Here is a 24,354-nt window from a genome sequence, read left to right on the forward strand (position 1 = left end):
GCGCGCTCTGGCTTCATGCGAGGTGGCGGCCCAGGAGTATCAGCCAGCCTTCACGGTCAGATTGTTGTTGACCGAGGTCACGCCCTTGGCAGCCTTGGCGATATCGCCGGCCTGGGTCTTGACGGCTTCGCTGGGCACGGTGCCGGTCAGGGTCACTACGCCGCCCTTGGTATCCACATTGATCTGCAGAGCGCTGATTTCCGGGGCCTTGATGAAATCGGTCTTGACGGCAGCGGTGATGCCAGCGTCATCGAGGGCAGCACCCGCCTTGGCAGCGCCTTCCTCCATCTTGTTGCCAGCCTTTTCCATGGCGGCACCGGTAGCTTCACCGGCCTTGGCCAATGCATCGGCAGCTGCATCGCCGGCCTTGGCCGTACCTTCTTCAATCTTGCTGCCAGCATTTTCCGCAGCCTTCTCGGTCTGGGAAATGGCGGAATCGAGCTTCTGGCCAGCGGTCTTGTTGTCGTCGGACTTGCCGCAGGCAGCCAAGCCAAAGGCCAAGGCGGTAATGGCCAGAACTTGAGCGGAACGCTTGAACATAGTGGTCATATCGATTTCTCCCTTAATGCTTGCAAAAACATGACGGTCAACTGTAACGAGCCACCATTTTGGCTCGGATACGAACTTTTCCCGCATCCCTGTAGGACAAATTTGTCCGAATTTGTGACATTTAATTAATAAGTGTTCTCTTCTGTGATTTACAGAAACTCTATGCAAGCCATGCGCTAATCCGCAACCCCTTGCATGCGCGGATGACGCGCAAATGCCAAGCCCAGCAGGGTAGCCAACAGCATGACAAAGCAGGCAAACAGGCTCACGGCCAGCTTGATGCTCCAGTGGTCGGCAATCCAGCCCACTGCCATCATGGGCAACATGGAGCCAAGCAAACCGATGGTCTGATAGGTAGACAACATGCCTGCCTGGTTGTCGGGCCTGGCAAGACGGCCCACCATGGTCATGCCGGCCAGCATGCACATGCCATGCCCCAGTGCTGTCAAGCCCACGCCCAAGATGAACAGCAGCGTTGATTGCAGTTGCAGATTCAGCAACAGCATGCCGTTGCTGAGCACCAGCAGCGCCATGCCGGCAAAGCCGCAGCGGTGCAGCGGCAGGCTGGCAGCCACCAGCTGAATGCCTGCAGAGACGAGCAAAATCACCGCAATGGCCGTACCGCTGACCATAGGGCCGCTCCAGGGAATCATCTGCTGCAGAAACAGCGGTGCCATGGAGGCATACAGCCCGAATACACCGAACGCCACGAACGGATAGCCACAGGTCAGTGCAAAGGCCAGGGAATCCTCGCGCACAGGCCATGTCAGCCGCGGCAGACAGTCCCGCCAGTGCAGACGTTCGGGGGCCTGTCCCAGCTGGCCCGCATCCCGCTGCACCGACTCCGGCAGCTTGAGCGTGACAACGCCTGCCACACCGATGCAGCCCAGCGCCAGCGGCACCAGATAGGCCGTCGTCAAGGGCTGAGGCAGCCACTGCCCCGCCACGCCACCGATCAAGGGCCCCAGACCAAAGCCCAGCACATTGAGAAAGCTGGCCACCATGGCCACGCGCTGCGGCTGCAGACCGGTGCTTGCGCTGGCAGCCAGCAGTGTCAGGCCCGTGGTGGCGCTGATGGTGATGAGGCTTGATGACACCCCCACCATGAAACGCCCGACGATCAGGCTGGGCAGATTCCAGGCCAGCATGGAGATCAGAGTGCCTGCCAGCGTCAGACACAGGAAACACAGCATCACGCGCTGAAAGCCGATGCGGTCGGGCAGACGCCCCAGAAACAGCAGGGCGCACAGGCCACCGCACATATAGAGCACATAGATCAGCGAGATATCGCTGGGCCGCAACTGCCAGGCTTGCTGATAGAGCGCATAAAGCGGGCTGATCAGCGCCGCCCCCAGCACTCCCACCACCAGGCCGAAGCCCACCCACCAGACCGAGGCCTGTGCCGTTGTGGCACCGGCCTGCCATGTATTGCTTTGCGACATTTGCTGCCTCTTGATCGGGCCGGGCCTGCGACAGGGACAGAGCGGACAGGTGTTCATCCTGCCGCGCCGTCAAAGCGGGCCAGCCACTTGCTTGTGATGAGAACATTGTCTGCAGAGTCGCATCGGCACGCATAGGCCAAACAAAGGATACATGTCTCAAACTATTTGCTATCAAACACAGGAAGCTATGCTTTTTGACGACCAAAACCAGTACGTCAACGGTTCAAACACCCGTCGCTATACTTTGCGCCCTAATGACAGCAGGATTTCCCGGCATGTGCCTGAATGCTTTTTTGCGCCCCTTGGTCTGTTTGAGTCTGCTTGGCCTTGCTGCCTGCGGCAGCAATCCCCCCAGCCCCGCTGCGACTCCTGAGACCCTCTCGACCACCACATCAGCCCCTCCGATCAAGATCGGCCTAGCGCTGGGCGGCGGTGCGGCCAAGGGCTTTGCCCATATCGGCGTCATCAAGATGCTCGAGGCCAATGGCCTCACGCCCTCGTTCGTGGCAGGCACCAGCGCCGGCAGCGTGGTGGGTGCGCTCTATGCAAGCGGCATGAACGCCTTTGAGCTGCAGGAAAAAGCCGTGGCGCTGGACGAAGCCAAGATCCGCGACCTGCAGCTGTCCGCTGGCGGCCTGGTGCTCGGCCAGAAGCTTGAGGACTATGTGAATGAACAAGTCCGCCGCAAACCGCTGGAGCAGATGGCCAAGCCTTTTGTTGCGGTTTCCACGCGCCTGGAAGACGGTGAACGCACCGTGTTCGCACGTGGCAATGTGGGTCAGGCCGTGCGCGCCTCCAGCAGCGTGCCCGGCGTGTTCCAGCCCGTCACCATCGGCAAGCACCACTATGTGGACGGCGGCATTGTCAGCCCCGTGCCGGTGGATGCCGTGCGCAATCTGGGGGCCGACATCGTGATCGCCGTGGACATCTCCAACAAGGCCAGCGGCAAGACCCCGGCGAATATGCTCGGCGCACTCAATCAGTCGATTGCCATCATGGGTCAGAAGCTGGGCCAGGCCGAGCTGGCGCGTGCCGACATCATCATTCGTCCGAAGGTGCTGGACATCGGCCCGGCCGACTTCGCGCAGCGCAGCCATGCGATTGTGGAAGGCGAGAAGGCCGCCACTGCACTGATGCCGCAGATTCGCGAACGCATCGCCCAGCTGCGCGCCGAACGCACCAAAGCCACTCAAATAGCACAGCAGAAAGCCGCCGAAGCCAGCTATCAGGACTGCCTGAAACAGCGATCCAGCCTTCAAAAGCTGTCCGGCATGGTGGGTATGAGCGGCAACTGCGAAAAGCCCTGAGCTGAACCTGCTCCATGAAAAAGGCCCGCTGATGCGGGCCTTTTTGCAGCGCTGCGAGGCTCAGAACGCCTCTTCCTCCATCCCTGCACAGGTCATGTCGCGCGCCTTGACCACCTGCAGCCAGGCGCCGATACGCGGCAGCTCGTAATGGAAGAAGTAGCGCTGCGCGGCCATGCTGCCGCGGTGGGCGGCAATTGCCAGATCCTTGTCCATGGCCAGTACGGCCAGCGTCACATCCAGCCAGATCCAGGCCAGCACCAGATGACCGAAGGCCTGCATATAGGGCACGGCATTGGCCAGTGCCTCCTGCGGATTGCCCGTGGCCCAGGCCGCCTTGGTGGTTGAACCAACATCGGCCAGCGCACGCGCCAGCTGGTTGGCATAGGTGCCCAGCTTCTCATGCTGCATGGCACGCTGGATGGTGGCATTGATGCGTGCAGCCAGCAGTTGCAGCCCCTTGCCGCCATCCATGACGACCTTGCGGCCCAGCAGGTCCATGGCCTGTATGCCGTGCGTGCCCTCGTGAATCATGTTCAGGCGGTTGTCGCGCCAGTGCTGCTCGACCGCGAAATCGCGCGTATAGCCATAGCCGCCATGGATCTGGATGGCCAGCGAATTGGCCTCCAGGCAGAACTCGCTGGGCCAGCTCTTGGCCACCGGCGTCAGCACCTCCAGCAGCAGCCTGGCTTCTGCTGCCTGCTGTGCTTCGCCCGTGTACTGCTCGTCCACCAATCTGGCGCACAGCAGGTTCAAGGCCAGCGCACCTTCGCAATAGGCCTTCTGCGCCAGCAGCATGCGTTTGACGTCGGCATGCTCGATGATGCGCGACTGCGGCTTGCTCGCATCCTTGCCGCCCTCGCCTATGGGCCTGCCCTGTGGGCGGCTTTGCGCATATTCGAGACTGGCGTGATAGCCGGCCATGCCCAGCATGGAGGCCGCCATGCCGATGGAGATACGCGCCTCGTTCATCATGTGGAACATGCATTTGAGGCCCTCGCCGGGCTTGCCGACCAGATAGCCGATCGCACCCGCGCCGCGGCCGTCCAGGCCGCCACCATGCTGACCGCGCACAGGGTATTTGCCCTCGCCGAAATTGAGCAAGGTATTGGTCGTGCCCCGCCAGCCCAGCTTGTGATTGAGGCCTGCCAGGGCCACATCGTTGCGCTCGCCGGTCAGCCGGCCTTCGGCATCGACCAGCTTCTTGGGCACGATGAACAGCGAAATGCCCTTCACGCCGGCAATGAGTTTGCCATCGGCACCGGGAATCTTGGCCAGCACCAGATGCACGATGTTCTCGGTCATTTCGTGGTCGCCCGAGCTGATCCACATCTTGTTGCCCTTGAGCCGATAGCGCGGCCCCAGCGCGTCACTCTCATGCTCGATGCCATCGGGTTCCGCGCGCGTGGCGATGTCCGACAGCGACGAGCCCGCCTGCGGCTCGGACAAGGCCATGGTGCCAGCCCAGCGACCATTGAACTCGTTGGCGGCAAAGACTTTTTTCTGCCGCTCGCTGCCATGGGCCATGATGGCGTTGGCATTGCCCGAGGTCAGCATGTTCGAGCCGATGCTGATCGAGGCCGCCGCGAAAAAGCAGTTGGCCGCCGCCTCCACGGTATAGGGCAGCTGCATGCCGCCCATCTCGTAGTCCTGGGCCGCGCTGAGCATGCCCGATTCGGCATAGGCCTCGCGGGCTTCGTAGGTGCATTGAGGCAGGATGACCTTCTCGCCATCGAACTGCGGCTCCTGCAAGTCCACCGTGCGGTTGAAGGGCGCATATTTCTCGCGCGCGATGCGCTCGCAGGTATCCATCACCGCATCGAAAGTATCACGCGAATGATCGGCAAAGCGGGGACGGCTGGTCAGGCCTTCGGCCTGCAGCCAGTCGTAGAGCAGAAAGTCAATGGTGGAACGCAGGCGCATAGATTACCTATCAAAGCAGGCTTCATCGCTTATGGGTAAAGCGCTTGAAGCTATCAATTTCATATATCCAGAGGAGAAAAAAGCCGCCTCCAGCCCCTACCCCAAGGTGGCCAGAAGGCGGCTTGGCTCAAGCCGTGCTTACAGCACTTCAAACACGCCCGCTGCGCCCATACCGCCACCAATGCACATGGTCACGCAGACGCGCTTGGCACCACGGCGCTTGCCTTCGATCAGCGCATGGCCCGTCAGGCGCTGGCCCGAGACGCCATAGGGGTGACCCACGGCAATCGCGCCACCGTTGACGTTGAGGCGGTCGGCCGGAATACCCAGCTTGTCGCGGCAGTAGATGACCTGCACGGCAAAGGCTTCGTTGAGCTCCCAGAGGTCGATGTCATTGATCGACAGACCCAGCTTCTTGAGCACCTTGGGAATGGCATAGATGGGGCCGATGCCCATTTCGTCGGGCTCGCAGCCAGCCACGGCAAAGCCCAGGAAGCGACCCAGGGGCTGCAGACCCTTGCGCGATGCATAGGCTTCGCTGACTATGGCGCAGGCTCCGGCACCGTCGGAGAACTGGCTGGCATTGCCGGCTGTGACTACGCCGCCAGGCAGCGCACTGCGCAGGCCGCTGATGCCTTCCTTGGTCGTTCCCTCGCGAATACCCTCATCCTTGCTGACGGTCACTTCCTTGGTGATCAGGCCGCGCACCTTGTCGGCCACGCCCATGACGGTCTTCATGGGGGCGATTTCCGCTTCGAACAGGCCGGCCGCCTGTGCCGCAGCCGCTTTCTGCTGGCTGGAGGCGCCGTACTCATCCTGGGCATCGCGGCTGATGTTGTAGCGCTTGGCCACCTGCTCGGCAGTCTGCAGCATATTCCAGTAGATCTCGGGCTTCATGGCTGTCAGCTCGGGATCGAAGGCCATATGCGGATTCAGGTGGGGCTGCACGCAGGAGATGCTCTCCAGGCCGCCCGCCACCAGCACATCGTTCTCGCCCGCGATGATGCGCTGGGAGGCCAGCGCGATCGCCTGCAGTCCCGAGGAACAGAAGCGGTTGATGGTCAGCCCCGATGTCGTGACCGGCAGGCCTGCACGGATGGCAATCAGACGAGCGACGTTGCCGCCTGTCGTGCCTTCGGGCAGGGACATGCCCATGATCACGTCCTCGACCTCGGCGCCCTCAATGCCTGCGCGCTCCACGGCCGCCTTGACGGCGTGGGCGCCCATGGTGGGGCCGTAAGTCATGTTGAAAGCGCCCTTCCAGCTCTTGGCCAGCGGAGTGCGCGCGGTAGAAACAATCACTGCGGATGTCATGTTCTGTCCTTTGATTCTGGGTGTTTCGTGGCAAATCGTCCGCGCCTAGCTGAACTGCTTGCCTTCGGCGGCCAGCTTGGCCAGCAACGGAGCGGGCTGCCAGAACTTGGCATCGTCATTCGGGTTCTGGGCAAAGCGGCCCATGGCCTGAACCACGTTGAACAGGCCGACCTCGCCCGCATAGTGCATGGGGCCGCCGCGCCACAGCGGAAAGCCATAACCGGTCAGATACACCATGTCGATATCGCCGGACTTGCTGGCAATACCGTCTTCCAGAATCTGAGCGCCTTCGTTGACCAGCGCATAGACCAAGCGCTGCACGATTTCCTCGTCGGAGATCTTGCGCGGCGTGATACCCAGGCTCTTGCGATGCTCGTCGATCATCTTGGCCACCACCTCCGAAGGAATGGCATCGCGCTTGCCGGGCACATAGTCATACCAGCCTGCACCGGTCTTCTGGCCGAAGCGACCCAGCTCGCACAGACGGTCCGCACTGGCGCTGTACTTCATATCGGGCTTCTCGACATAGCGACGCTTGCGGATGGCCCAGCCAATATCGTTACCCGCCAGATCACCCATGCGGAACGGGCCCATGGCAAAGCCGAACTTCTCGATGGCCTTGTCCACCTGCTGTGGCGATGCACCTTCGTCCAGCAGGAAGCCGGCCTGGCGGGAGTACTGCTCGATCATGCGATTGCCTATGAAGCCGTCGCAGACGCCGGAGACCACGGCCGTCTTCTTGATCTTCTTGCCCACCTTCATCACCGTGGCCAGCACATCCTTGGCCGTGGCCTTGCCGCGCACCACTTCCAGCAGCTTCATTACATTGGCGGGACTGAAGAAATGCATGCCCACCACGTCCTGCGGACGCTTGGTGAAGGCGGCGATCTTGTCCACATCCAGGGTCGAAGTGTTGGACGCCAGAATCGCGCCAGGCTTGGCCACTTCATCGAGCTGCTTGAAGACCTGCTCCTTCACGCCCAGCTCCTCGAACACGGCCTCGATGATGAGGTCGGCATTCTTCAGATCGCCATAGTTGAGCGTGGTGCTGAGCAACGCCATGCGCTGCTCGTACTTCTGCTCGGAGAGCTTGCCCTTTTTGACCTGGGCCTCGTAGTTCTTGCGGATGGTCGCCACGCCGCGATCCAGGGCTTCCTGCTTGGTCTCCAGAATCGTGACGGGAATGCCCGCATTGAGGAAGTTCATGGAAATGCCGCCGCCCATGGTGCCGGCACCGATCACACCCACGGTCCGGATCTCGCGCACCGGTGTATCGCCAGGCACGTCGGGGATCTTGGAGGCGGCACGCTCGGCCATGAACAGATGACGCAGCGAACGCGACTCGGGCGTCATCATCAGTTGCATGAAGGCTTCGCGCTCAGCCACCATGCCATCGTCGAATTTCTTGGTCGTGGCATTCTTGACGGCTTCCAGGCAGCGCAGGGGCGCTGGGAAGTTCTTGGACATGCCCTGCACCATGGTGGCGGCGAACTCGAAATAGGCCTCGCCCTGGGGATGCTTGCAGGACAGATCGCGCACACGCGGCAGCGGGCGGACATCGGCGACCTCCAGCGCCAAGGCCTTGGCCTCGGCCAGCAGCGTCTCGGCCGAAGCAGACATCTTGCTGAACAGCTTCTGGCCAGGCAGCATGGCCAGCATTTCGCTCATCACGGTCTCGCCGCTGACAATCATATTGAGTGCGGCTTCCACACCCAGTACGCGCGGCAGGCGCTGGGTGCCGCCGGCGCCTGGCAGAAGGCCCAGCTTGACCTCGGGCAGCGCCACGGCCGTGCCGGGAGCCGCAATGCGGTAATGGCAGCCCAGCGCCAGTTCCAGCCCGCCCCCCATGCAGACGCTGTGGATCGCGGCGATCACAGGCTTGGTCGACAGGTCCAGTTGCTGGATGACCGAAATCAGATGCGGCTCGCGGTAGGCATCTTCCTTGCCGAACTCGGTGATATCGGCTCCGCCCGAGAAGGCCTTACCGGCGCCAGTAATGACGATGGCCTTGACGGCGTCATCCGCCAGAGCCTGGCGCAAACCCTCAACCACACCTCGTCTGGTGGCCAGACCCAGGCCGTTGACCGGCGGGTTGTTCAAGGTAATGACGGCGATGGCTCCGTCCACTTTGTATTCAGCAGTCATGCTGTTGTCCCCTGTTCAATAAATAGAAAAGAACGGTCGTGCGTTTTTTATTTTCCGAATTTTGCTGCGTTGCGCAACTGATGCTTGTCCTGAGCGAGACAGCTCACAGAATGAGCGCACCTCATGTCAGAGACAGCAAGCAAGGGCCTGGGCGGCCCCACCGCCCCGCAGCAAGGATGTCGTCCCCCCCTCTCGCAAAGCGAGAGAGGGGGAAGCGGCAAAGCCGCTCAAGGGGTGTGTCAGCTCAAACCTCCAGCCACTCCTTGCGAACCTTTTCGTTCGCCCTGAGGGTTTCGGGAGTTCCGTCAAAAACAATATGCCCATGGCCCATGACCAGCGCCCGGTCCGAGATATTCATGGCGATGGTCAGCTTTTGCTCGATCAGCAGCACGGACACGCCACGATCCTTGATCTTCTTGAGGTATTCGCCCACCAGCTCCACGATCTTGGGCGCCAGCCCTTCCGTGGGTTCGTCGATGATGATGAGATCCGGGTCACCCATCAGCGTGCGGCAGAGCGTGAGCATCTGCTGCTCGCCGCCCGACATCACGCCGGCCTCGGTGTGCTGACGCTCCTTGAGACGGGGAAACATGGCATACATGTCGTCAAAGCCCCAGCGACTGCCTTTGCCCTTGCCTTTCTGCCCCAGCATCAGGTTCTGATGTACGGTCAGATTGGGGAAGACATCGCGGCTTTCGGGCACATAGCCGATACCCAGATGGGCCACCTCGTAGGCTTTCTTGCCATGCAGGTTCTTGCCTTTCCAGTCCAGTGCCCCCTCCCAGTGCACCAGTCCCATGATGGCCTTGGCTGTGGTGGAGCGGCCCGAGCCGTTGCGCCCCAGCAAGGCCACGATCTCGCCGGCATGGACCTCGAAGTCCACGCCATGCAGCACATGGCTTTTGCCGTAGTAGGCATGCAAATCGTTGATCTTCAGCATCTCAATGCGCTCCTGCCTGTTGGTCTGCGACGGAAGATCCCAGATATGCTTCTTGCACTCTGGCGTTGGCACGAACGGCTTCGGGCGTGTCATAGGCGATGACCTCGCCATAGACCACCACTGCAATCTTGTCCGCCAACCCGAAGACCACGCCCATGTCGTGCTCCACGGTCAGCAGCGTCTTGCCTTCGGTGACTTTCTTGATCAACTGAATGAAATGCGCGGTTTCGCTATTGCTCATGCCTGCCGTGGGTTCGTCGAGCAGGATGACGCTGGCACCGCCGCCGATGGTGATACCAATCTCCAGAGCGCGCTGCTCGGCATAGGTCAGGTTCACCGCGAGCGTGTCGCGCTTGCGGTGCAGGCCGATCATCTCCATCAGCTCGTTGGCACGTTCGTTGGCGTCGTGCAAATTGGAGAGAAAACGCCAGAAGCTGTAGCGGTAGCCCAGGCTCCAGAGCACGCTGCAGCGCAGGTTTTCAAACACCGAAAGCTTGGGAAAGATATTCGTGATCTGAAAGCTGCGCGACAGCCCCATGCGATTGATCTCGAAAGGCTTTTTGCCGTCAATGCGCTGGCCGTGCAGCAGCACCTCGCCACTGCTGGGCTCGAAGCGGCCGCTGATCAGATTGAACAACGTGCTCTTGCCCGCACCGTTGGGGCCGATGATGGCGACGCGCTCGCCCGCATTGACCGCCAGATTGGCGCCGCGAATGATTTCTGTCTTGCCGAAGCTTTTGCGCAGATCGCGCAGCTCCAGCGCATGAGCAGACTGCTGCACAGCTTGCGCAGCCGGTTGATGGATGGCGATGCTGGACATGGTTCAGCCCTCCCCTTTCTTGATGCTTTCTTCGATCGCTTCCTGTATGCGGCCCCAGCGACGGGCCGTCAGTCGGCGCACGCCCTCCAGCAGGCCCAGGCCCACCACGAACACCACAATTGCCACTGTCCAGGTGGCAGCAGCACTGGTGTCCAGCTCGGTTCCCATGAACGGCACCTTGGGCCCCAGAGCCGCATTGAGCTGCATGTGATAGATCATCTCGATCAGCGAGGCGGCACCGATCACCGTCACGATGCCCGCAGCCAGAATGCCCAGATAGGGCATCAGCAGGCGCTTGAAATGCCCGAACTTGGCCACACGCAGATTCATCATGATCAGGCTGGCCACACCGCCAGGGGCATACATGACCATGAGCAGGAACACCAGGCCCAGATACAGCAGCCAGGCCTTGGTCAGCTCAGACAGCAGCACCGATGCCAGCACCAGCAGCACGGCACCGATGATGGGGCCGAAGAAGAAGGTGGCACCGCCCAGGAAGGTGAACAACAGATAGCCTCCCGAGCGCACCACGCTGACGCTGTCCATGGCCGTGATGATCTCGAAATTGATGGCCGTCAACCCGCCACCAATGCCGGCAAAAAAGCCTGCAATGATGAAAGCGAAGTAGCGCACGCGCTGGGTGTTGTAGCCCACGAACTCGACACGCTCGGGGTTGTCGCGCACGGCGTTCAGCATGCGTCCCAGCGGCGTGCCGGTGAAGGCAAACATGGCAGCCGTGCAGACAAAGCAATACACGGCAATCAGGTAGTACACCTGCAGGCCCGAACCGAAATCCAGCCCGAAGAACTTGCTGTAGACCCGGTCCGTGGTGATGCCGCCCTCGCCGCCGAAGAACTCGGGAAACATCAGTGCCATGGATGCCACCAGCTCACCTAGACCCATGGTGATCATGGCAAAGGTGGTGCCGGATTTCTTGGTCGTCACATAGCCGAAAAGCGCAGCGAAGAACATGCCCGCCAGGCCACCCACAACGGGAATCAGCACCAGCGGAATTGCCATCTCGCCTGCAGCAGCCTTGTTCATGGCATGAATGGCCAGAAACGACCCCAGGCCGGTATAGACCGCATGACCGAAGCTCAGCATGCCGCCCTGCCCCAGCAGGATGTTGTAGGACAGGCAGATGATGATCAGATAGCCGATCTGGCTGAGCATGGTCAGCGCCAGCGAGCTGGTGAAGATCAGCGGTGCCACGATCAGTGCCAGCGCAAACAGGCCCCAGACCAGAATTCGCCCTATATTCAAGGGCTTGAAGCGGTAATGTCCCTGGGACCGAGCTTTGTCGGCAGCAGAAGAATTCATGGATGTTTTTGCAATCGAAGACATGGCTCAATCCCCTCTGGTACCCAGCAAGCCCTTGGGGCGGAAGATCAGAATCAGCACCAGGAACAGGTAAGGCAGGATCGGCGCGACCTGCGACAGCGTCAGCCGCAGCACGGGCCAGCCGAAAGTGGACTCATTGACCTGATGGCCCATGGAGGTAAACAGGCCAGCCAGAGACCAGTCCAGCGCCACGGCAAAGGTCTGCACCACACCGATCAGCAGCGAGGCCACGAAAGCCCCGGCCAGCGAACCCATGCCGCCGACCACCACCACCACGAAAATGATGGAACCCACGGATGCCGCCATGGCTGGCTCGGTCACATAGGTGTTGCCGCCGATCACGCCGGCCAGGCCGGCCAGCGCGCAGCCACCGCCAAACACCAGCATGAAGACACGCGGCACGTTGTGGCCCAGCGCCTCCACCATTTCGGGGTTCTTGAGCGCGGCCTGAATCACCAGGCCGATGCGTGTGCGCGTCAGCAGCAGCCAGACGGCCACCAGCATCAGCAGCGCCACCAGCATCACAAAGGAGCGCGACTTGGGGAACTGTGTGCCATACAGGGTAAACAGCGGCCCCTGCAGCGCCGACGGCAGCGCATAAGGCACAGTGCCCCGCCCCCATACCAGCTGCACCACCTCGAGAATCAGATAGGACAGGCCAAAAGTCACCAGCAACTCGGGCACATGGCCATATTTGTGCACGCGGCGCAGGCTGTAGCGCTCGAACAGCGCCCCCAGCACGCCCACCAGCACGGGGCAGAGAAAGAGCGCGGGCCAGAACCCGATGATGCCGCTGAGCGTGTATGCGAAGTACGCACCCAGCATGTAGAAACTGGTGTGAGCGAAATTCAGCACGCCCATCATGCTGAAGATCAGCGTCAGGCCTGAGCTAAGCATGAAGAGCAGCAGCCCGTAGCTCACACCGTTGAGCATCGATATGGTGAAAAATTCAGGCGTCATCGACTTGCCTTGTTCTCATGAGCAAAAAGACTGCTGCAGCACTGCACCTGTTATGCGTTCTTGTGGGTACGGATGCTGCAGCACGAGGGAGAGTGAGCCTGACTCAGGACGGACGCTTCATCTGGCAACTGGTGGGCGTGCTGGCCACATAGGGCTCGTAGTACTTCACGGGGGCGAAGGTGTAACCTGTGTTTTCCGCGTCATAGGGGAACTTGCCGCCAGCCTTCTGCCACTTGGAGATATACAGGCCTTGCTGCAACTGGTGGTCGCTCTTGCGCATCTCGACATCGCCGTTGAAGCTTTTCAGCTTCATGCCCTCGAGTGCCGCCGCAACCTTGACCGGGTCGGTGGAGCCTGTCTTGACAAAAGCTGCATCCAGCAAGGCGAACACATGGTAGATGGAGCTTTGCGTCAGGTCATCGTTGAACTTCTTCTTGAAGCTTTCCATGCTCGCCTGAATCGGCGCACCCATGTTGTAGTGCCCATAAGTCACGGTATAGACCTTGCCCTCGGACGCTGCGCCCATGGCGGTGGGCCCCCCAGGACCGAAGGCATAGTAGGTATAGAACTTGACATTGTTCATCCCCGCATCATTGGCGGCCTTGAGCAGCAGCGACAGATCCGCTCCCCAGTTGCCGGTGATCACCGTATCGGCCCCAGACTGCTTGATCTTGGCCACATAGGGCGCAAAGTCGCGCACCTGGGCCAGAGGAGAGAAGTCATCACCCACGATCTGCACATCGGGGCGCTTTTTCTTGAGCAGGTCCTTGGCGTATTTGGACACCTGCTGGCCATGGCCGTAGTTCTGGTTGATCAGATAGACCTTCTTGACCTCGGCATCGTCCTTCATGAATGTGGTCAATGCCTCCATCTTCATGGAGGTATCGGCATCGAGACGGAAATGCCAGTAGCTGCACTTGCTGTTGGTGAGATCGGGATCCACCGCAGCGTAGTTCAGATAGAGCAGCTCCTTGCCCTTGTTGCGATTGTTGTGCTTTTCCAGCGCATCCATGATGGCCAGCGCCGGTCCCGAGCCATTGCCCTGAGTCACATAGCGCACGCCCTGATCCATGGCCGAGCGTAGCGCGGCCGTGGTCTCCTGCGGGCTGAGCTTGTTGTCCAGCGCCACGACCTCGAACTTCACGCCCGAGGCATTTTTCTTGTTGAACTCTTCCGCCAGCAGCTGAAACGTCTTGAGCTGATTCGTTCCCACGGCAGCCATCAGACCCGACAAGGGATCAATCCAGGCGACCTTGACGGTTTCACCCTTCTGAGCCCATGCACCACCTGCACTCACAGCCATAGCCGAGAGGGCCACCGCACGCATAACCCATTTCATACTTGTCTCCTTTCATTGTTTTTGCTAGCGACTGCCGCCAATCTACCGGTCGGTAGACTTTTTCCCGCTGGGGAAAGCCTTAGTAACTATCACGCATGCGACTTCCAAGGCCGATTCACGGCAGTTGGCGACACTTGTGCGACAGCTGCTCGCACTTGCAGGCGAATGAAACCCGGAAATAAAAAAGGACGCCACCAGGGCGTCCCGAATATCGATCCTGCCTCCCCCGCTCAGGAGGGGCGTTTCATCTGGCAACTGGTGGGGGTGCTGGCCACATAGGGCTCGAAGTACTTCACGGGAGCAAAGGTATAGCCCGTGTTCTCCGAGTCCATGGGGTATTTGCCGCCGGCCTTCTCCCATCGCGCGATGTACAGGCCCTGCTGCAGCTGGTGATCGGTCTTGCGCATCTCGACCTCGCCGTTGTAGTTCTGGAACTTCATGCCCTCCATGGTCGCGGCGACCTTGACCGGGTCGGTGGTCTTGGCTTTTGCAAAAGCCTGGTCGAGCATGTTCAGCCCCGTGTACACGGTACCGGTGTACATATCCTCGTTGACCTTGGCCTTGAAGCCCTTGACGATCTTGTCCATGGCGCCGGGCATGTTCAGGTGGCCGTAGCCCACCATATAGACCTTGCCTGCCGCCGCCGCCCCCATGGCCGTGGGCGCGCCCGTGGCAATGGCGTAATAGGTGTAGAACTTGACGTTGTTCAGGCCAGCATCGTTGGCGGCCTTGATGAGCAGCGCCAGGTCCGAGCCCCAGTTGCCGGTGATCACCGTATCGGCGCCCGACTGCTTGATCTTGGCCACATAGGGTGCAAAGTCGCGCACCTGGGCCAGAGGAGAGAAGTCGTCACCCACGATTTCCACATCGGGGCGCTTGCGCTTGAGCATCTCCTTGGCAAACTTGGACACCTGCTGGCCATGCGAGTAGTTCTGGTTGATCAGATAGACCTTCTTGACCTCTGGCACGTCCTTCATATACGTGGTCAAGGCCTCCATCTTCATGGAGGTATCGGCATCGAGGCGGAAATGCCAGTAGCTGCACTTGCTGTTGGTCAGGTCCGGGTCCACCGCCGCATAGTTGAGGAACACGACCTCCTTGCCCTTGTTGCGCGCATTGTGCTTTTCCAGCGCATCCATGATGGCCAGCGCCGGGCCCGAGCCATTGCCCTGGAACACATAGCGCACGCCCTGATCCATGGCCGAGCGCAGCGCGGCCGTGGTCTCCTGCGGGCTGAGCTTGTTGTCGATGCCGATGATTTCGAACTTCACCCCCGAAGCACTGCTCTTGTTGATTTCCTCGGCCACGTACTGCAGGCTTTTGAGCTGATTGGATCCCAGCGCTGCCATCAGGCCCGAGAGCGGGTCAATCCAGGCGACCTTGACGGTCTCACCCTTCTGCGCCATCGCACTCCCCGCGCACGCCAGGATCACCGATGCTGTCAAAGCCTTGATTGCAAACTTCATAGAGCGTCTCCGTTGGTGGTTATGAGCGACGCCCAGACTAAAGGGCAAGCCAGCGCCTGCGGCCTGGGGGTTGCCCTAGCGCATATCACTTTGGCGACTGCAGGGTTTACCTCAGGCCGAAGCTCCCAAAACAATAGCTGCTGGCGCCCGCCTATAAAAATACAGAGACTTATCTGATTCAGCGGCCTAGAGCGGCAACTGGCTTTCCGTCAGCGGCAGGCCGCTGGCGCTGGTCAGCACCTGCGGTTCCGGCAGTTCCCTGCCCTCCAGATGCGGTCCTATATCGCGCATCAACTCGTCGAAACTCAGCCTGCCGGCCTTGACCCTGGCCAGCAGTTCGACCACTCCGGGCAATTGATCAAAGCGTGCTCCTGCAATCAGCGCCAGACACAGATAGTTGAGCAGGTCGCGCGTACCAGCAAGCCCATGGCGGCGCGCAAACTCCAGTTGCTGACGCGCAAACCAATGCATTGCCAGCGGCGGCAATCTGTCGCGCAGATGGACCTGGTTCAGATTCAGGTAATAGATCAGCAAATCGGGCACATTGCCCTTTACCAACGCATCGACCTGAGCGGTGCTGAATTGAAGCGGCAGGGGCGCCGCAGGCCCGGCAAAATCAGCCACCGCATATTCATGCAACCGGCCCGATCGACTCCAGCACCACCAGCGTGCAACCGGACCCAGCAAGGCCAGGCACTGGGCAGGGCGCAGCACGGGTTCGATGGCGGTTCGCGTGTCCGGATCGCTTTGCCCGAGCAAGGCCGCCAGCACGGCGGGGTCCCATAAGGCAAGATAGCTGCCGTCGCCGCCAGGCAGTCTTGGATCCATGGCCAGGCGCAGATGGGCCAGCAGCACCGGCATCTCGCACTCGCTCGCCAGCAAGCTGGCGCAAGGGCTGGCCTGCACCACATCGAGCACGGCGTCGAGAAAATTCTGCTGCGGCATTTTCAAGGCCTGAGCAGTGCTGCCAAGGTGTACCAACCAGGGGCTGAGCTTGCCCTCCTTGCTCGCGCGTGTGAACGCAAACAAGGCCTCGGCACCGCTTTGCGGCACCTGCACCAACAAGTCACTGTTCTGCGCCGCATCCAGCAACAGATACAGCTGCAAGGGCTTGCCTGTTGGCTTACCAGTCGAGACGAGCTGCGACCAGCGCAGAGGCCAGCTCTTGCGTGCAGGTCTTGTTTGCGGCCAGAGCGGCCCGGCGCTCATGGCAACTCCTTGTTCACAAAGGCTGAGCGCTGCTGCGCCCGACGTGCCAGGCACTCCAGACACACATTGCGCGGTGCAGCCTGGGCGACAGCCTCTGGCCCACAGGCTGCTGCAGGAAGACTCCATGTACCCAGTCCGCCTAGCAAGGCGGCTCCGAGAAGCTGGCGTCGCGGCAAGTCGTGGGCACGACCACCATCCGATATCAAGAGTGACGAGCAGTCGCAAAAACCGGGAGCTGAAGGCATGGATGTCAAGCAATGGCGCCAGAAAAGGCACAGGCAAAAAAGCCATCATCTCACGATGATGGCTTTGCTCCGGCCTGGCCGGGGGACGTTCAGACCGCCGTGGGCAGTTGGTAGTCCTTGAGTTCCTCGCGCAGACGGGTCTTGAGCATCTTGCCTGTGGCACCGATCGGAATAGCGTCCACAAACACCACATCATCGGGAATCTGCCACTTGGCCGTCTTGCCCTCGTAGAACTTCAGCAACTCCTCGCGCGTGATTTCCGCACCGGGCTTCTTGACCACGGCCACGATAGGGCGCTCGTCCCACTTGGGATGCGGCATGCCTATGCAGGCAGCCATGGCCACGGCCGGGTTGGCCATGGCGATGTTTTCAATATCGATGGAGCTGATCCATTCGCCGCCGGACTTGATCACATCCTTGCTGCGGTCGGTGATCTGCATATAGCCGTCGGGATCTATCGTCGCCACATCACCCGTCGGGAACCAACCGTGGCCGTCGGCCCCGCGCACCAGGGGGTTGCCGCTGCCTTTGTAATAGCTGTCGATGATCCAGGGGCCGCGCACCAGCAGGTCGCCATAGCTCTTGCCATCCCAGGGCTGCTCGTCGCCGGCGTCGTTGACGATCTTCATCTCCACACCATAGATCGCGCGCCCCTGCTTCTGCCGGATCTTCATCTGCTCTTCCTTGGGCAGTTCCAGATGCTTGTTCTTGAGCGTGCACAGCGTGCCCAGCGGGCTCATCTCCGTCATGCCCCATGCGTGCAGCACCTCCACGCCATAGTCGTCCTGGAAGGCGGTGATCATGGCTGGCGGGCAGGCGGAGCCGCCGATCACCGTGCGATTGAGCTTGGAAAAACGCAGGCCGCCCGGCTTCATATAGCCAAGCAGCATCTGCCAGACGGTGGGCACGCCAGCAGCAAAGGTCACGCCCTCCGACTCGATCATCAGCTCGTAGACCGACTTCCCATCGAGCGCCGGGCCCGGAAAGACCATCTTGCAGCCCGTGAGCGCCGCCGAATATGGCAGGCCCCAGGCATTGACGTGGAACATGGGGACCACGGGCAGCACCGAATCACGGGCCGACAGGCACATCACATCGGGCAGCGCGGCAGCATAGGCGTGCAGCGTGCTGGAGCGGTGGCTGTAGAGCACGGCCTTGGGGTTGCCCGTGGTGCCGCTGGTGTAGCACATGCTGGATGCGGTGTTCTCGTCGAACTGCGGCCAGCGGTATTGATCGGACTGGCCTGCAATCCAGCTCTCGTAGCTGACGAGGCCTGGAATGCCGCTGTCTGCCGGCAGCCGGTCTGTATCGCAGAGCACCACCCATTGCTGCACCTGCGGGCATTTGGCATGCACGGCCTGGATGATGGGCAAAAAGGTCAGGTCAAAGCACAGCACCTTGTCTTCGGCGTGATTGACGATCCATGCGACCTGCTCGGGATGCAGGCGCGGGTTGATGGTGTGCAACACCCGGCCCGAGCCGCTGACGCCAAAATACATCTCCATGTGGCGATAGCCATTCCAGGCCAGGCTGGCCACGCGCTCGCCCGGCACCAGGCCCATGGCATCGAGCTTGTTGGCAAGCTGACGCGAGCGCGCCGCCAGATCCTTGTAGGTGTAGCGGTGGATATCGCCTTCCACACGGCGGGAGACTATCTCTCCATCGGCATGGTTGCGCGCGGCAAACTCGATCAGGGAAGAAATCAACAGCGGCTGGCTTTGCATCAGACCCAACATTGGCAGTCTCCTGGATATCGTTGTGATGATCGGGAAGCATCCTAGCGCGGGCTTCCAGGCCGTCATCTGAGGACTGTCACCAATGCGTAACCTTGGCGACCTTTGTCTGCATCCTCCCTCTGAACGATGTGCGCGCACTCAGGGAAAAACCTAGGCTGCTCTCCAACGGAAACCGGCTCAACAACCCTGCAAACCCTGTCCTTGATGCTGCTCAAGCACAATGATTGCATGAGCGAATCCCCTGCCCCGCAATGGCGCAAGCCCGGCCGCTTCGAAGCTCTGGGCCCGGCTTTTTTCACCTATCTCCAACCCACGCCCGTGCCAGAGCCGCACTGGATTGCAGCCAGCGTCAGCACGGCCCGCTGGATGGGTCTGAACACCGAGTGGCTGCACAGCGCCGAAGCGCTGCAAATCCTCAGCGGCAATGCCGTCTCCGGCCATGGCAACGGCGGCAGCAAGCCGCTGGCCACTGTCTATAGCGGTCACCAGTTCGGCGTCTGGGCCGGCCAGCTTGGCGACGGCCGTGCCATCCTGTTGGGCGAGACTGAGCAGGGCTTTGAAGTCCAGCTCAAGGGCGCTGGCCGCACCCCCTATTCACGCATGGGCGACGGCCGGGCCGTGCTGCGCTCGTCGATTCGCGAATTTCTCTGCAGCGAAGCCATGGCAGCCCTGGGCATTCCCACCACGCGAGCGCTGGCGCTGACGGGCTCGCCCTTGCCCGTGGCGCGCGAGACCATGGAAACTGCCGCCGTCGTGACCCGTGTGGCCGAGAGCCTCATCCGCTTCGGCCATTTCGAGCATTTCGCCGCGCGCGACATGCAGACCGAACTTAAAGCCCTGGCCGATCTGGTCATAGACCAGCATTACCCGGAATGCCGCACGGCCGTTGCACTGAACGGCAATCCCTACGCCAATTTTCTGCAGGCCGTAAGCGAGCGCACTGCCCGACTGATGGCCCAGTGGCAAGGCGTGGGCTTTTGCCATGGTGTGATGAATACCGACAATATGAGCATTCTGGGCCTGACCATCGACTACGGCCCCTTCCAGTTTCTCGATGCCTTCGACCCAGGCCATATCTGCAACCACAGCGACAGCCAGGGCCGCTATGCCTTTAACCGCCAGCCCCAGGTGGCCTACTGGAATCTCTACTGCCTGGGCCAGGCCTTGCTGCCGCTGATCGGCGACGAAGAGCTGACGATTGCTGCGCTGGAGTCCTACAAGACAGTCTTCCCCGCCGCCTATGCGCGCCAGATGCTGGCCAAGCTGGGCCTGCCCGAAAACGAGGCCGGCACGCCTGCCACCGAAGGCCGCTTTGCGCAGCTGGTCAACCCGCTGCTGCAGATCCTGGCCGACAACAAGGTGGACTACACCATCTTTTTCAGCCGCCTGACCGATGCTGTTGCACAAAGGCAGGAAACGAAAATCGACTTTGAGCCACTGCGTGACATCATTCTGGATCGCGCCAGCTTTGATGCCTGGTCACTCACTTATTCAGAGCAGCTAGCGCAAGTGGACAAAGCACAGACCGTCGATTTGATGCAAAAATCCAATCCGCGCTTTGTGCTGCGCAACCATCTGGGCGAGACCGTGATTCGTGCCGCCCAGGCCGGTGACTTCGCCCCGGTGCAGCAGATGCTGGCCGTGTTGCAGACGCCTTATGACTCGCACCCGGACCACAACGACTGGGCCGGCTTCCCGCCCGACTGGGCTTCCTCGATTGAAATCAGCTGTTCATCATGAGCTTTCCTGTCCAGAAATCCGACCAAGAATGGCAAGCCCTGTTGCAGGACAAGGGTGCCGAAGCGGCGGCCTTCCAGGTCACGCGCCACGCAGCCACCGAGCGACCTTTCACCGGCAAATACGAGCAGTTCTGGGCCGATGGCAGCTACCACTGCATCTGCTGCGGCAACAAGCTGTTCGACTCCCATACCAAGTTTGACGCCGGCTGCGGCTGGCCCAGCTTTGACCAGGCCCTGCCCGGCGCCATCACCAATATCGTGGACCGCAGCCACGGCATGGTGCGCACCGAGACGGTGTGCAGCAACTGCGGAGCCCATCTGGGCCATGTCTTTCCCGACGGTCCCACTGACACAGGCCTGCGCTACTGCATGAACTCGGCCTCGCTGGATTTCCAGAACGAGCCCCCAAAATAAGAGCTGGCAAGGCTTGAGCAGCAAGGGCCGCGCGGCTTCGGGCCGGGCTCACTGCGCCGGCCTTGCACATCAGCTTTGATAGCTGAATCCGTCCGGCGTACAAGGCTTTGCCCACGGTAAGGCCCGCGCTTTGGTGCATGATGCGACTTTGCTCGCAGCACCGGGAACCTTGTCGGTGCTACGCAGTCTGAATTTCAGAACGACTACCATTTCGCGCATGAAGCTGCTGATTGATTTCTTCCCCATCATCCTGTTTTTCGTGGCCTTCAAGGTCTGGGGCATTTACACCGCCACAGCCGTGGCCATTGCCGCCACTGTGGCGCAGATCGCCTATCTGCGCTTCAAGACCGGCAAGATCGAGCCCATGCAGTGGATGAGCCTCGGCGTCATCGTACTGTTTGGCGGAGCCACTTTGCTGGCCCATGACGACAACTTCATCAAATGGAAGCCCACGGTGCTTTACTGGCTCATGGGCGGCGCGCTGCTGATCGGTCAGCTGGTTTTCAAAAAGAACCTGCTGCGCTCCGTCATGGGCGCGCAGTTGCAACTGCCCGACGCCATCTGGCTCAAGCTCAACTGGGCCTGGACCGCTTTCTTCGCCGCCATGGGCGGACTCAACATCTGGGTAGCCTATAACTTCGACACCGATACCTGGGTCAACTTCAAGCTGTTTGGCGGCATGGGACTGATGGTGGTGTTTGTGATTGCACAAGCCATCTACATGAGCCGCTACCTGCCCCAGGACGGCGTGCCCAACGCGGCCGAAGCCAAGGACAAGCAGCCATGAGCGTGACCATCAGTGCCCAGGCCATGGACGCCGCCCTGCGCCAGCGTCTGGCCCCGACCCGACTCGAAGTCATCGACGAGAGCTATCAGCATGCCGGTCATGCCGGCGCCAACGACAGCGGCGTGGGCACGCATTTTCGCGTGCGCATCGCCGGCCCTGCCTTTGATGGAAAAACCCGCGTGGCACGCCACCGCCTTGTGTATGATGCACTGCAAGACTTCATTGACCAGGGTGTTCATGCCATCGCCATTGAAGTACTTTGAGAACGCACTGTTCTGACCACAGGCTCCTTGACGGGAGCCTGTTGCGTATGGACTGAACTTCACTCACTTTTCTCAATCAAAACTCGAATGAGCATGAAACAAAAGCAACTGGCCCGCATCGTGGCCGCCGCTGTTCTGGGCGCAGCCGCCCTGTCCGCCTCGGCCCAGAATGTGGCCATCGTCAATGGCAAGGCCGTTCCCATGGCCCGCGTCAATGCCTTGAAGACCCAGATCGAAGCCAGCGGCCAGCCCGTTGTGCCCGAGATGGAAAAGATGATCAAGGATGAAGTCATCGCGCGTGAAATCTTCATGCAGGAAGCCAACCGCCGCGGCCTGGCCGGCTCCGAAGCCTACAAGCAGCAGATGGAAATGGCACGCCAGACCGTGCTGATCCGCGCGCTGTTTGACGACTTCCGCAAGAAGAACCCCGTGACCGATGCCGAAGCCAAGGCCGAGTACGACAAATTCGTCGCTGCCAATGGCGGCAAGGAATACAAGGCCAGCCACATCCTGGTGGAATCCGAAGACCGCGCCAAGGCCATCATTGCCGAGGTGAAGGCCGGCAAGAAGTTTGAAGACATCGCCAAGAAGGAATCCAAGGATCCCGGATCGGGTGCCCGTGGCGGTGATCTGGACTGGGCCAACCCCAACAATTACGTACCCGAGTTCACCGAAGCCCTGATCAAGCTCAAGAAGGGCGAGATGACCGACACGCCCGTCAAGAGCCAGTTCGGCTGGCACATCATCCGCATGGATGACGAGCGCCAGGCCGAAATGCCCAAGTTCGAAGATGTCAAACCCCAGATCACGCAGCAGTTGCAGCAGCAAAAAGAGCAGCAGTTCCAAGATCAGCTGCGCAAAAGCGCAAAAATCCAGTAACATGATCTAACGTCAGTACCTAAAAGTACTGGCCAGACCATCACCCAAGCCCGCGTCAAGCGGGCTTTTTTTGTCTCACCGCGGCGGATCCGCTATATATTTAGAAGCATCCTGCCTAGAATTGGCATCATCCGGCTGCGTTTCCCCATGCTTTCGCGGGCGGCAATCCAGCGGCTTGCCTGCGATGCCAGAGGCTTTGTCCGCTCCCTCTTTTGCAGCTTGCGTGTTGCCATGCACCTCAGCCGTCAAGGGGCATAGCGGCAATTGCGCGCTTGACCTGGAGATCTGCGGCGCCATGGCCTCCGCCGCGGCAGCAGGTTCTGTGGTCTCATCGCTGCGGGATGGCGCTTTGGCAGCCGGCTTTGCGGAGCGCGCCAGGCTGGCAGAGGCTGCAGCACCCGGGGCCGGAGCAGCCTCTGGCCGCAGCACAGGGGCTGATGCAGCTATAGATGCTTCCATATCCATAGCTTCTGGTTTTTTCTCTGCCTGGATTCGAGTCTTTTTTTCCGTGGATTTCTGCGCCAGCGCCGCCGCGCCCGGAGCCGATTCCACCAGGGCGGCGCGATCCGCACCCTCAACTGCCGGAGCCGGCTGCGATTCAGCTGGCTGGGCCACTGCTTCGGCCCTGGAATCTCGCTCGCCCTCCTTGTCCGGCCCACTCCACCAGGCGGCGTGCTGCAGCATCAGCCAGCCCACCAGTCCGACGGCCGCCAGTCCGCCCAGCGCATGACGCAGCCAGAAGCGGTCATTGGCGGCAGGCTTGTCCATAGACTCCGTGGGCTCCTGCCTCACAGCTGCCGCGCACTGACGTGCGCGCTTGAGGATGGCTGCGCTGCTTTGCGCACTGGGGCCACGATCCTCTGCCACGGCCTCGTGGTAGAGCTCGCGCAGCGCATCGGGCTTGTCGTCGCCAGACGGGTTTTCGGGGTGCATATTCATGCCAGTTCCTCCAGCGCGGCGCGCAGTTTGGCACGCGCATAGCGCAAGCGGCTCTTGGCCGTTTCCTCGGCAACGCCGGTGGCCTGGGCAATTTCGGCCAGCGTCAGATCAGCCTCGACCTGCAGCAGAAAACACTCGCGCTGCTCGGCCGGGAGCCGGGCAAGCGCTGCCAGGATGGCCTGGGCCATGAGTTGACGATCGAGCTGCTGCTCGGGCTCGAAGCCCGAGGCCGCAAACAGGCTTTCGGCCAGCCGCATGGACTCTTGCGTGTCTGCCGACAGGCTGATGCCCGGCCGCTGCCTGCGCCAGTGATCGACCAGGCGGTTGTGCGCCATGGTGAACAGCCAGGTCGTGAACCTGCTGCGCACCTCATAGCGGCAGGCGCAGTCCACCACGGCAACCCAGAGGTCTTGCGCCAGATCGTCGGCCAGCGCCGCATCGCCCGTGTTGCGATAGAAATAGCGCCATATGCGCAGGCTGTGCCGGGCATAAAGCGTCTCGAACGCCGTGGCCTGCCCTGCGGCATAGCTGCGCATCAGGGCTTCATCGGCGAGTTGGGCTTGGGCAAGCGGCGGTGCAAGCATGCCCGCGATTATGCAA

The 24,354-nt window shown here is 61.0% G+C and carries 21 protein-coding genes; 6 read left to right on the forward strand and 15 right to left on the reverse strand.

Features of this window, described 5'->3' with window-relative positions; all coding sequences use genetic code 11:
* Positions 1 to 39 precede the first annotated feature (39 nt).
* On the reverse strand, positions 40 to 549 hold the full coding sequence (locus AAIL66_RS14510; RefSeq protein WP_343497047.1) for a BON domain-containing protein: 510 nt from the start codon (positions 547 to 549) through the stop codon (positions 40 to 42).
* A 176-nt stretch (positions 550 to 725) separates the two neighbouring features.
* Positions 726 to 1,991, reverse strand: coding sequence for an MFS transporter (locus AAIL66_RS14515; protein ID WP_343497048.1), 1,266 nt, complete (start codon positions 1,989 to 1,991; stop codon positions 726 to 728).
* A gap of 275 nt (positions 1,992 to 2,266) precedes the next feature.
* Here AAIL66_RS14515 and AAIL66_RS14520 point away from each other — a divergent pair, with 275 nt between their 5' ends.
* Positions 2,267 to 3,298 carry a patatin-like phospholipase family protein gene (locus tag AAIL66_RS14520; RefSeq protein ID WP_034358633.1) on the forward strand — a complete coding sequence of 344 codons (1,032 nt, stop codon included), beginning with the start codon at positions 2,267 to 2,269 and terminating at the stop codon, positions 3,296 to 3,298.
* A 60-nt stretch (positions 3,299 to 3,358) separates the two neighbouring features.
* On the opposite strand, the gene AAIL66_RS14525 is transcribed toward AAIL66_RS14520, so the two are convergent.
* The 11 genes from AAIL66_RS14525 to AAIL66_RS14575 all read right to left on the reverse strand — a co-directional run bounded on the left by AAIL66_RS14525 (position 3,359) and on the right by AAIL66_RS14575 (position 18,733).
* Positions 3,359 to 5,218: an acyl-CoA dehydrogenase gene (locus AAIL66_RS14525; protein WP_087865208.1), complete on the reverse strand. Its 1,860-nt coding sequence runs from the start codon at positions 5,216 to 5,218 to the stop codon at positions 3,359 to 3,361.
* A gap of 138 nt (positions 5,219 to 5,356) precedes the next feature.
* Positions 5,357 to 6,532: an acetyl-CoA C-acyltransferase gene (locus AAIL66_RS14530; RefSeq protein WP_012838912.1), complete on the reverse strand. Its 1,176-nt coding sequence runs from the start codon at positions 6,530 to 6,532 to the stop codon at positions 5,357 to 5,359.
* A gap of 45 nt (positions 6,533 to 6,577) precedes the next feature.
* Complete coding sequence (locus tag AAIL66_RS14535; protein ID WP_034358488.1) at positions 6,578 to 8,677, reverse strand: 3-hydroxyacyl-CoA dehydrogenase NAD-binding domain-containing protein; 2,100 nt, start codon at positions 8,675 to 8,677, stop codon at positions 6,578 to 6,580.
* A gap of 244 nt (positions 8,678 to 8,921) precedes the next feature.
* On the reverse strand, positions 8,922 to 9,617 hold the full coding sequence (locus AAIL66_RS14540; RefSeq protein WP_003069489.1) for an ABC transporter ATP-binding protein: 696 nt from the start codon (positions 9,615 to 9,617) through the stop codon (positions 8,922 to 8,924).
* 1 nt (position 9,618) lies between these two features.
* Entirely contained in the window at positions 9,619 to 10,437 is an 819-nt protein-coding gene (locus tag AAIL66_RS14545) for an ABC transporter ATP-binding protein (RefSeq protein ID WP_034358490.1), read from the reverse strand.
* Between the two features lie 3 nt (positions 10,438 to 10,440).
* Positions 10,441 to 11,781 (reverse strand): branched-chain amino acid ABC transporter permease, encoded by a 1,341-nt coding sequence (locus tag AAIL66_RS14550; protein WP_012838915.1) that lies wholly within the window; start codon positions 11,779 to 11,781, stop codon positions 10,441 to 10,443.
* Between the two features lie 3 nt (positions 11,782 to 11,784).
* Positions 11,785 to 12,738, reverse strand: coding sequence for a branched-chain amino acid ABC transporter permease (locus AAIL66_RS14555; RefSeq protein WP_012838916.1), 954 nt, complete (start codon positions 12,736 to 12,738; stop codon positions 11,785 to 11,787).
* A 103-nt stretch (positions 12,739 to 12,841) separates the two neighbouring features.
* Complete coding sequence (locus AAIL66_RS14560) at positions 12,842 to 14,077, reverse strand: branched-chain amino acid ABC transporter substrate-binding protein (protein WP_034390755.1); 1,236 nt, start codon at positions 14,075 to 14,077, stop codon at positions 12,842 to 12,844.
* 230 nt (positions 14,078 to 14,307) lie between these two features.
* Positions 14,308 to 15,543: a branched-chain amino acid ABC transporter substrate-binding protein gene (locus tag AAIL66_RS14565; protein WP_034390757.1), complete on the reverse strand. Its 1,236-nt coding sequence runs from the start codon at positions 15,541 to 15,543 to the stop codon at positions 14,308 to 14,310.
* Between the two features lie 186 nt (positions 15,544 to 15,729).
* Complete coding sequence (locus AAIL66_RS14570) at positions 15,730 to 16,752, reverse strand: DUF4123 domain-containing protein (protein WP_343497049.1); 1,023 nt, start codon at positions 16,750 to 16,752, stop codon at positions 15,730 to 15,732.
* Positions 16,753 to 17,086: 334 nt separating this feature from the next.
* Positions 17,087 to 18,733, reverse strand: coding sequence for a 3-(methylthio)propionyl-CoA ligase (locus tag AAIL66_RS14575; RefSeq protein ID WP_343497050.1), 1,647 nt, complete (start codon positions 18,731 to 18,733; stop codon positions 17,087 to 17,089).
* 228 nt (positions 18,734 to 18,961) lie between these two features.
* On the opposite strand from AAIL66_RS14575, the gene AAIL66_RS14580 reads away from it, so the two are divergent.
* The 5 genes from AAIL66_RS14580 (at position 18,962) to AAIL66_RS14600 (ending at position 22,815) form a co-directional block, all read left to right on the forward strand.
* A complete protein-coding gene (locus tag AAIL66_RS14580; RefSeq protein ID WP_343497051.1) occupies positions 18,962 to 20,473 on the forward strand; it encodes a YdiU family protein in 1,512 nt (503 codons plus the stop codon).
* A complete protein-coding gene (msrB, locus tag AAIL66_RS14585; RefSeq protein WP_012838923.1) occupies positions 20,470 to 20,886 on the forward strand; it encodes a peptide-methionine (R)-S-oxide reductase MsrB in 417 nt (138 codons plus the stop codon). The genes AAIL66_RS14580 and msrB overlap by 4 nt, the downstream gene beginning before the upstream one ends.
* A gap of 217 nt (positions 20,887 to 21,103) precedes the next feature.
* Positions 21,104 to 21,673 carry a septation protein A gene (locus AAIL66_RS14590; RefSeq protein WP_003061281.1) on the forward strand — a complete coding sequence of 190 codons (570 nt, stop codon included), beginning with the start codon at positions 21,104 to 21,106 and terminating at the stop codon, positions 21,671 to 21,673.
* Positions 21,670 to 21,936 carry a BolA family protein gene (locus AAIL66_RS14595; RefSeq protein WP_003061279.1) on the forward strand — a complete coding sequence of 89 codons (267 nt, stop codon included), beginning with the start codon at positions 21,670 to 21,672 and terminating at the stop codon, positions 21,934 to 21,936. Before AAIL66_RS14590 ends, AAIL66_RS14595 begins: the two co-directional genes overlap by 4 nt.
* Before the next feature lie 93 nt (positions 21,937 to 22,029).
* Positions 22,030 to 22,815, forward strand: a complete 786-nt coding sequence (locus AAIL66_RS14600; protein WP_034377701.1) for a peptidylprolyl isomerase — start codon at positions 22,030 to 22,032, stop codon at positions 22,813 to 22,815.
* Between the two features lie 75 nt (positions 22,816 to 22,890).
* Here AAIL66_RS14600 and AAIL66_RS14605 read toward each other — a convergent pair whose 3' ends face one another.
* Positions 22,891 to 23,754 carry a hypothetical protein gene (locus AAIL66_RS14605; RefSeq protein WP_343497052.1) on the reverse strand — a complete coding sequence of 288 codons (864 nt, stop codon included), beginning with the start codon at positions 23,752 to 23,754 and terminating at the stop codon, positions 22,891 to 22,893.
* Positions 23,751 to 24,338, reverse strand: a complete 588-nt coding sequence (locus AAIL66_RS14610) for a sigma-70 family RNA polymerase sigma factor (RefSeq protein ID WP_343497053.1) — start codon at positions 24,336 to 24,338, stop codon at positions 23,751 to 23,753. Before AAIL66_RS14610 ends, AAIL66_RS14605 begins: the two co-directional genes overlap by 4 nt.
* Positions 24,339 to 24,354 lie beyond the last annotated feature (16 nt).

Source organism: Comamonas sp. F1-6 (assembly GCF_039581415.1).
In the GTDB taxonomy this organism is placed as follows: Bacteria; Pseudomonadota; Gammaproteobacteria; order Burkholderiales; family Burkholderiaceae_C; genus Comamonas; species Comamonas thiooxydans.

Excerpts from the sequence above, each read along its gene's own strand:
- AAIL66_RS14555 (WP_012838916.1), bottom strand. The coding sequence starts at position 12,738 with ATGACGCCTGAATTTTTCACCATATCGATGCTCAACGGTGTGAGCTAC.
- AAIL66_RS14595 (WP_003061279.1), top strand. The coding sequence starts at position 21,670 with ATGAGCGTGACCATCAGTGCCCAGGCCATGGACGCCGCCCTGCGCCAG.
- AAIL66_RS14550 (WP_012838915.1), bottom strand. The coding sequence starts at position 11,781 with ATGTCTTCGATTGCAAAAACATCCATGAATTCTTCTGCTGCCGACAAA.
- AAIL66_RS14590 (WP_003061281.1), top strand. The coding sequence starts at position 21,104 with ATGAAGCTGCTGATTGATTTCTTCCCCATCATCCTGTTTTTCGTGGCC.
- AAIL66_RS14530 (WP_012838912.1), bottom strand. The coding sequence starts at position 6,532 with ATGACATCCGCAGTGATTGTTTCTACCGCGCGCACTCCGCTGGCCAAG.
- AAIL66_RS14515 (WP_343497048.1), bottom strand. The coding sequence starts at position 1,991 with ATGTCGCAAAGCAATACATGGCAGGCCGGTGCCACAACGGCACAGGCC.
- AAIL66_RS14545 (WP_034358490.1), bottom strand. The coding sequence starts at position 10,437 with ATGTCCAGCATCGCCATCCATCAACCGGCTGCGCAAGCTGTGCAGCAG.
- AAIL66_RS14570 (WP_343497049.1), bottom strand. The coding sequence starts at position 16,752 with ATGAGCGCCGGGCCGCTCTGGCCGCAAACAAGACCTGCACGCAAGAGC.
- msrB (WP_012838923.1), top strand. The coding sequence starts at position 20,470 with ATGAGCTTTCCTGTCCAGAAATCCGACCAAGAATGGCAAGCCCTGTTG.
- AAIL66_RS14610 (WP_343497053.1), bottom strand. The coding sequence starts at position 24,338 with ATGCTTGCACCGCCGCTTGCCCAAGCCCAACTCGCCGATGAAGCCCTG.
- AAIL66_RS14540 (WP_003069489.1), bottom strand. The coding sequence starts at position 9,617 with ATGCTGAAGATCAACGATTTGCATGCCTACTACGGCAAAAGCCATGTG.
- AAIL66_RS14600 (WP_034377701.1), top strand. The coding sequence starts at position 22,030 with ATGAAACAAAAGCAACTGGCCCGCATCGTGGCCGCCGCTGTTCTGGGC.
- AAIL66_RS14560 (WP_034390755.1), bottom strand. The coding sequence starts at position 14,077 with ATGAAATGGGTTATGCGTGCGGTGGCCCTCTCGGCTATGGCTGTGAGT.
- AAIL66_RS14565 (WP_034390757.1), bottom strand. The coding sequence starts at position 15,543 with ATGAAGTTTGCAATCAAGGCTTTGACAGCATCGGTGATCCTGGCGTGC.
- AAIL66_RS14525 (WP_087865208.1), bottom strand. The coding sequence starts at position 5,218 with ATGCGCCTGCGTTCCACCATTGACTTTCTGCTCTACGACTGGCTGCAG.
- AAIL66_RS14520 (WP_034358633.1), top strand. The coding sequence starts at position 2,267 with ATGTGCCTGAATGCTTTTTTGCGCCCCTTGGTCTGTTTGAGTCTGCTT.
- AAIL66_RS14580 (WP_343497051.1), top strand. The coding sequence starts at position 18,962 with ATGAGCGAATCCCCTGCCCCGCAATGGCGCAAGCCCGGCCGCTTCGAA.
- AAIL66_RS14605 (WP_343497052.1), bottom strand. The coding sequence starts at position 23,754 with ATGAATATGCACCCCGAAAACCCGTCTGGCGACGACAAGCCCGATGCG.
- AAIL66_RS14575 (WP_343497050.1), bottom strand. The coding sequence starts at position 18,733 with ATGTTGGGTCTGATGCAAAGCCAGCCGCTGTTGATTTCTTCCCTGATC.
- AAIL66_RS14510 (WP_343497047.1), bottom strand. The coding sequence starts at position 549 with ATGACCACTATGTTCAAGCGTTCCGCTCAAGTTCTGGCCATTACCGCC.
- AAIL66_RS14535 (WP_034358488.1), bottom strand. The coding sequence starts at position 8,677 with ATGACTGCTGAATACAAAGTGGACGGAGCCATCGCCGTCATTACCTTG.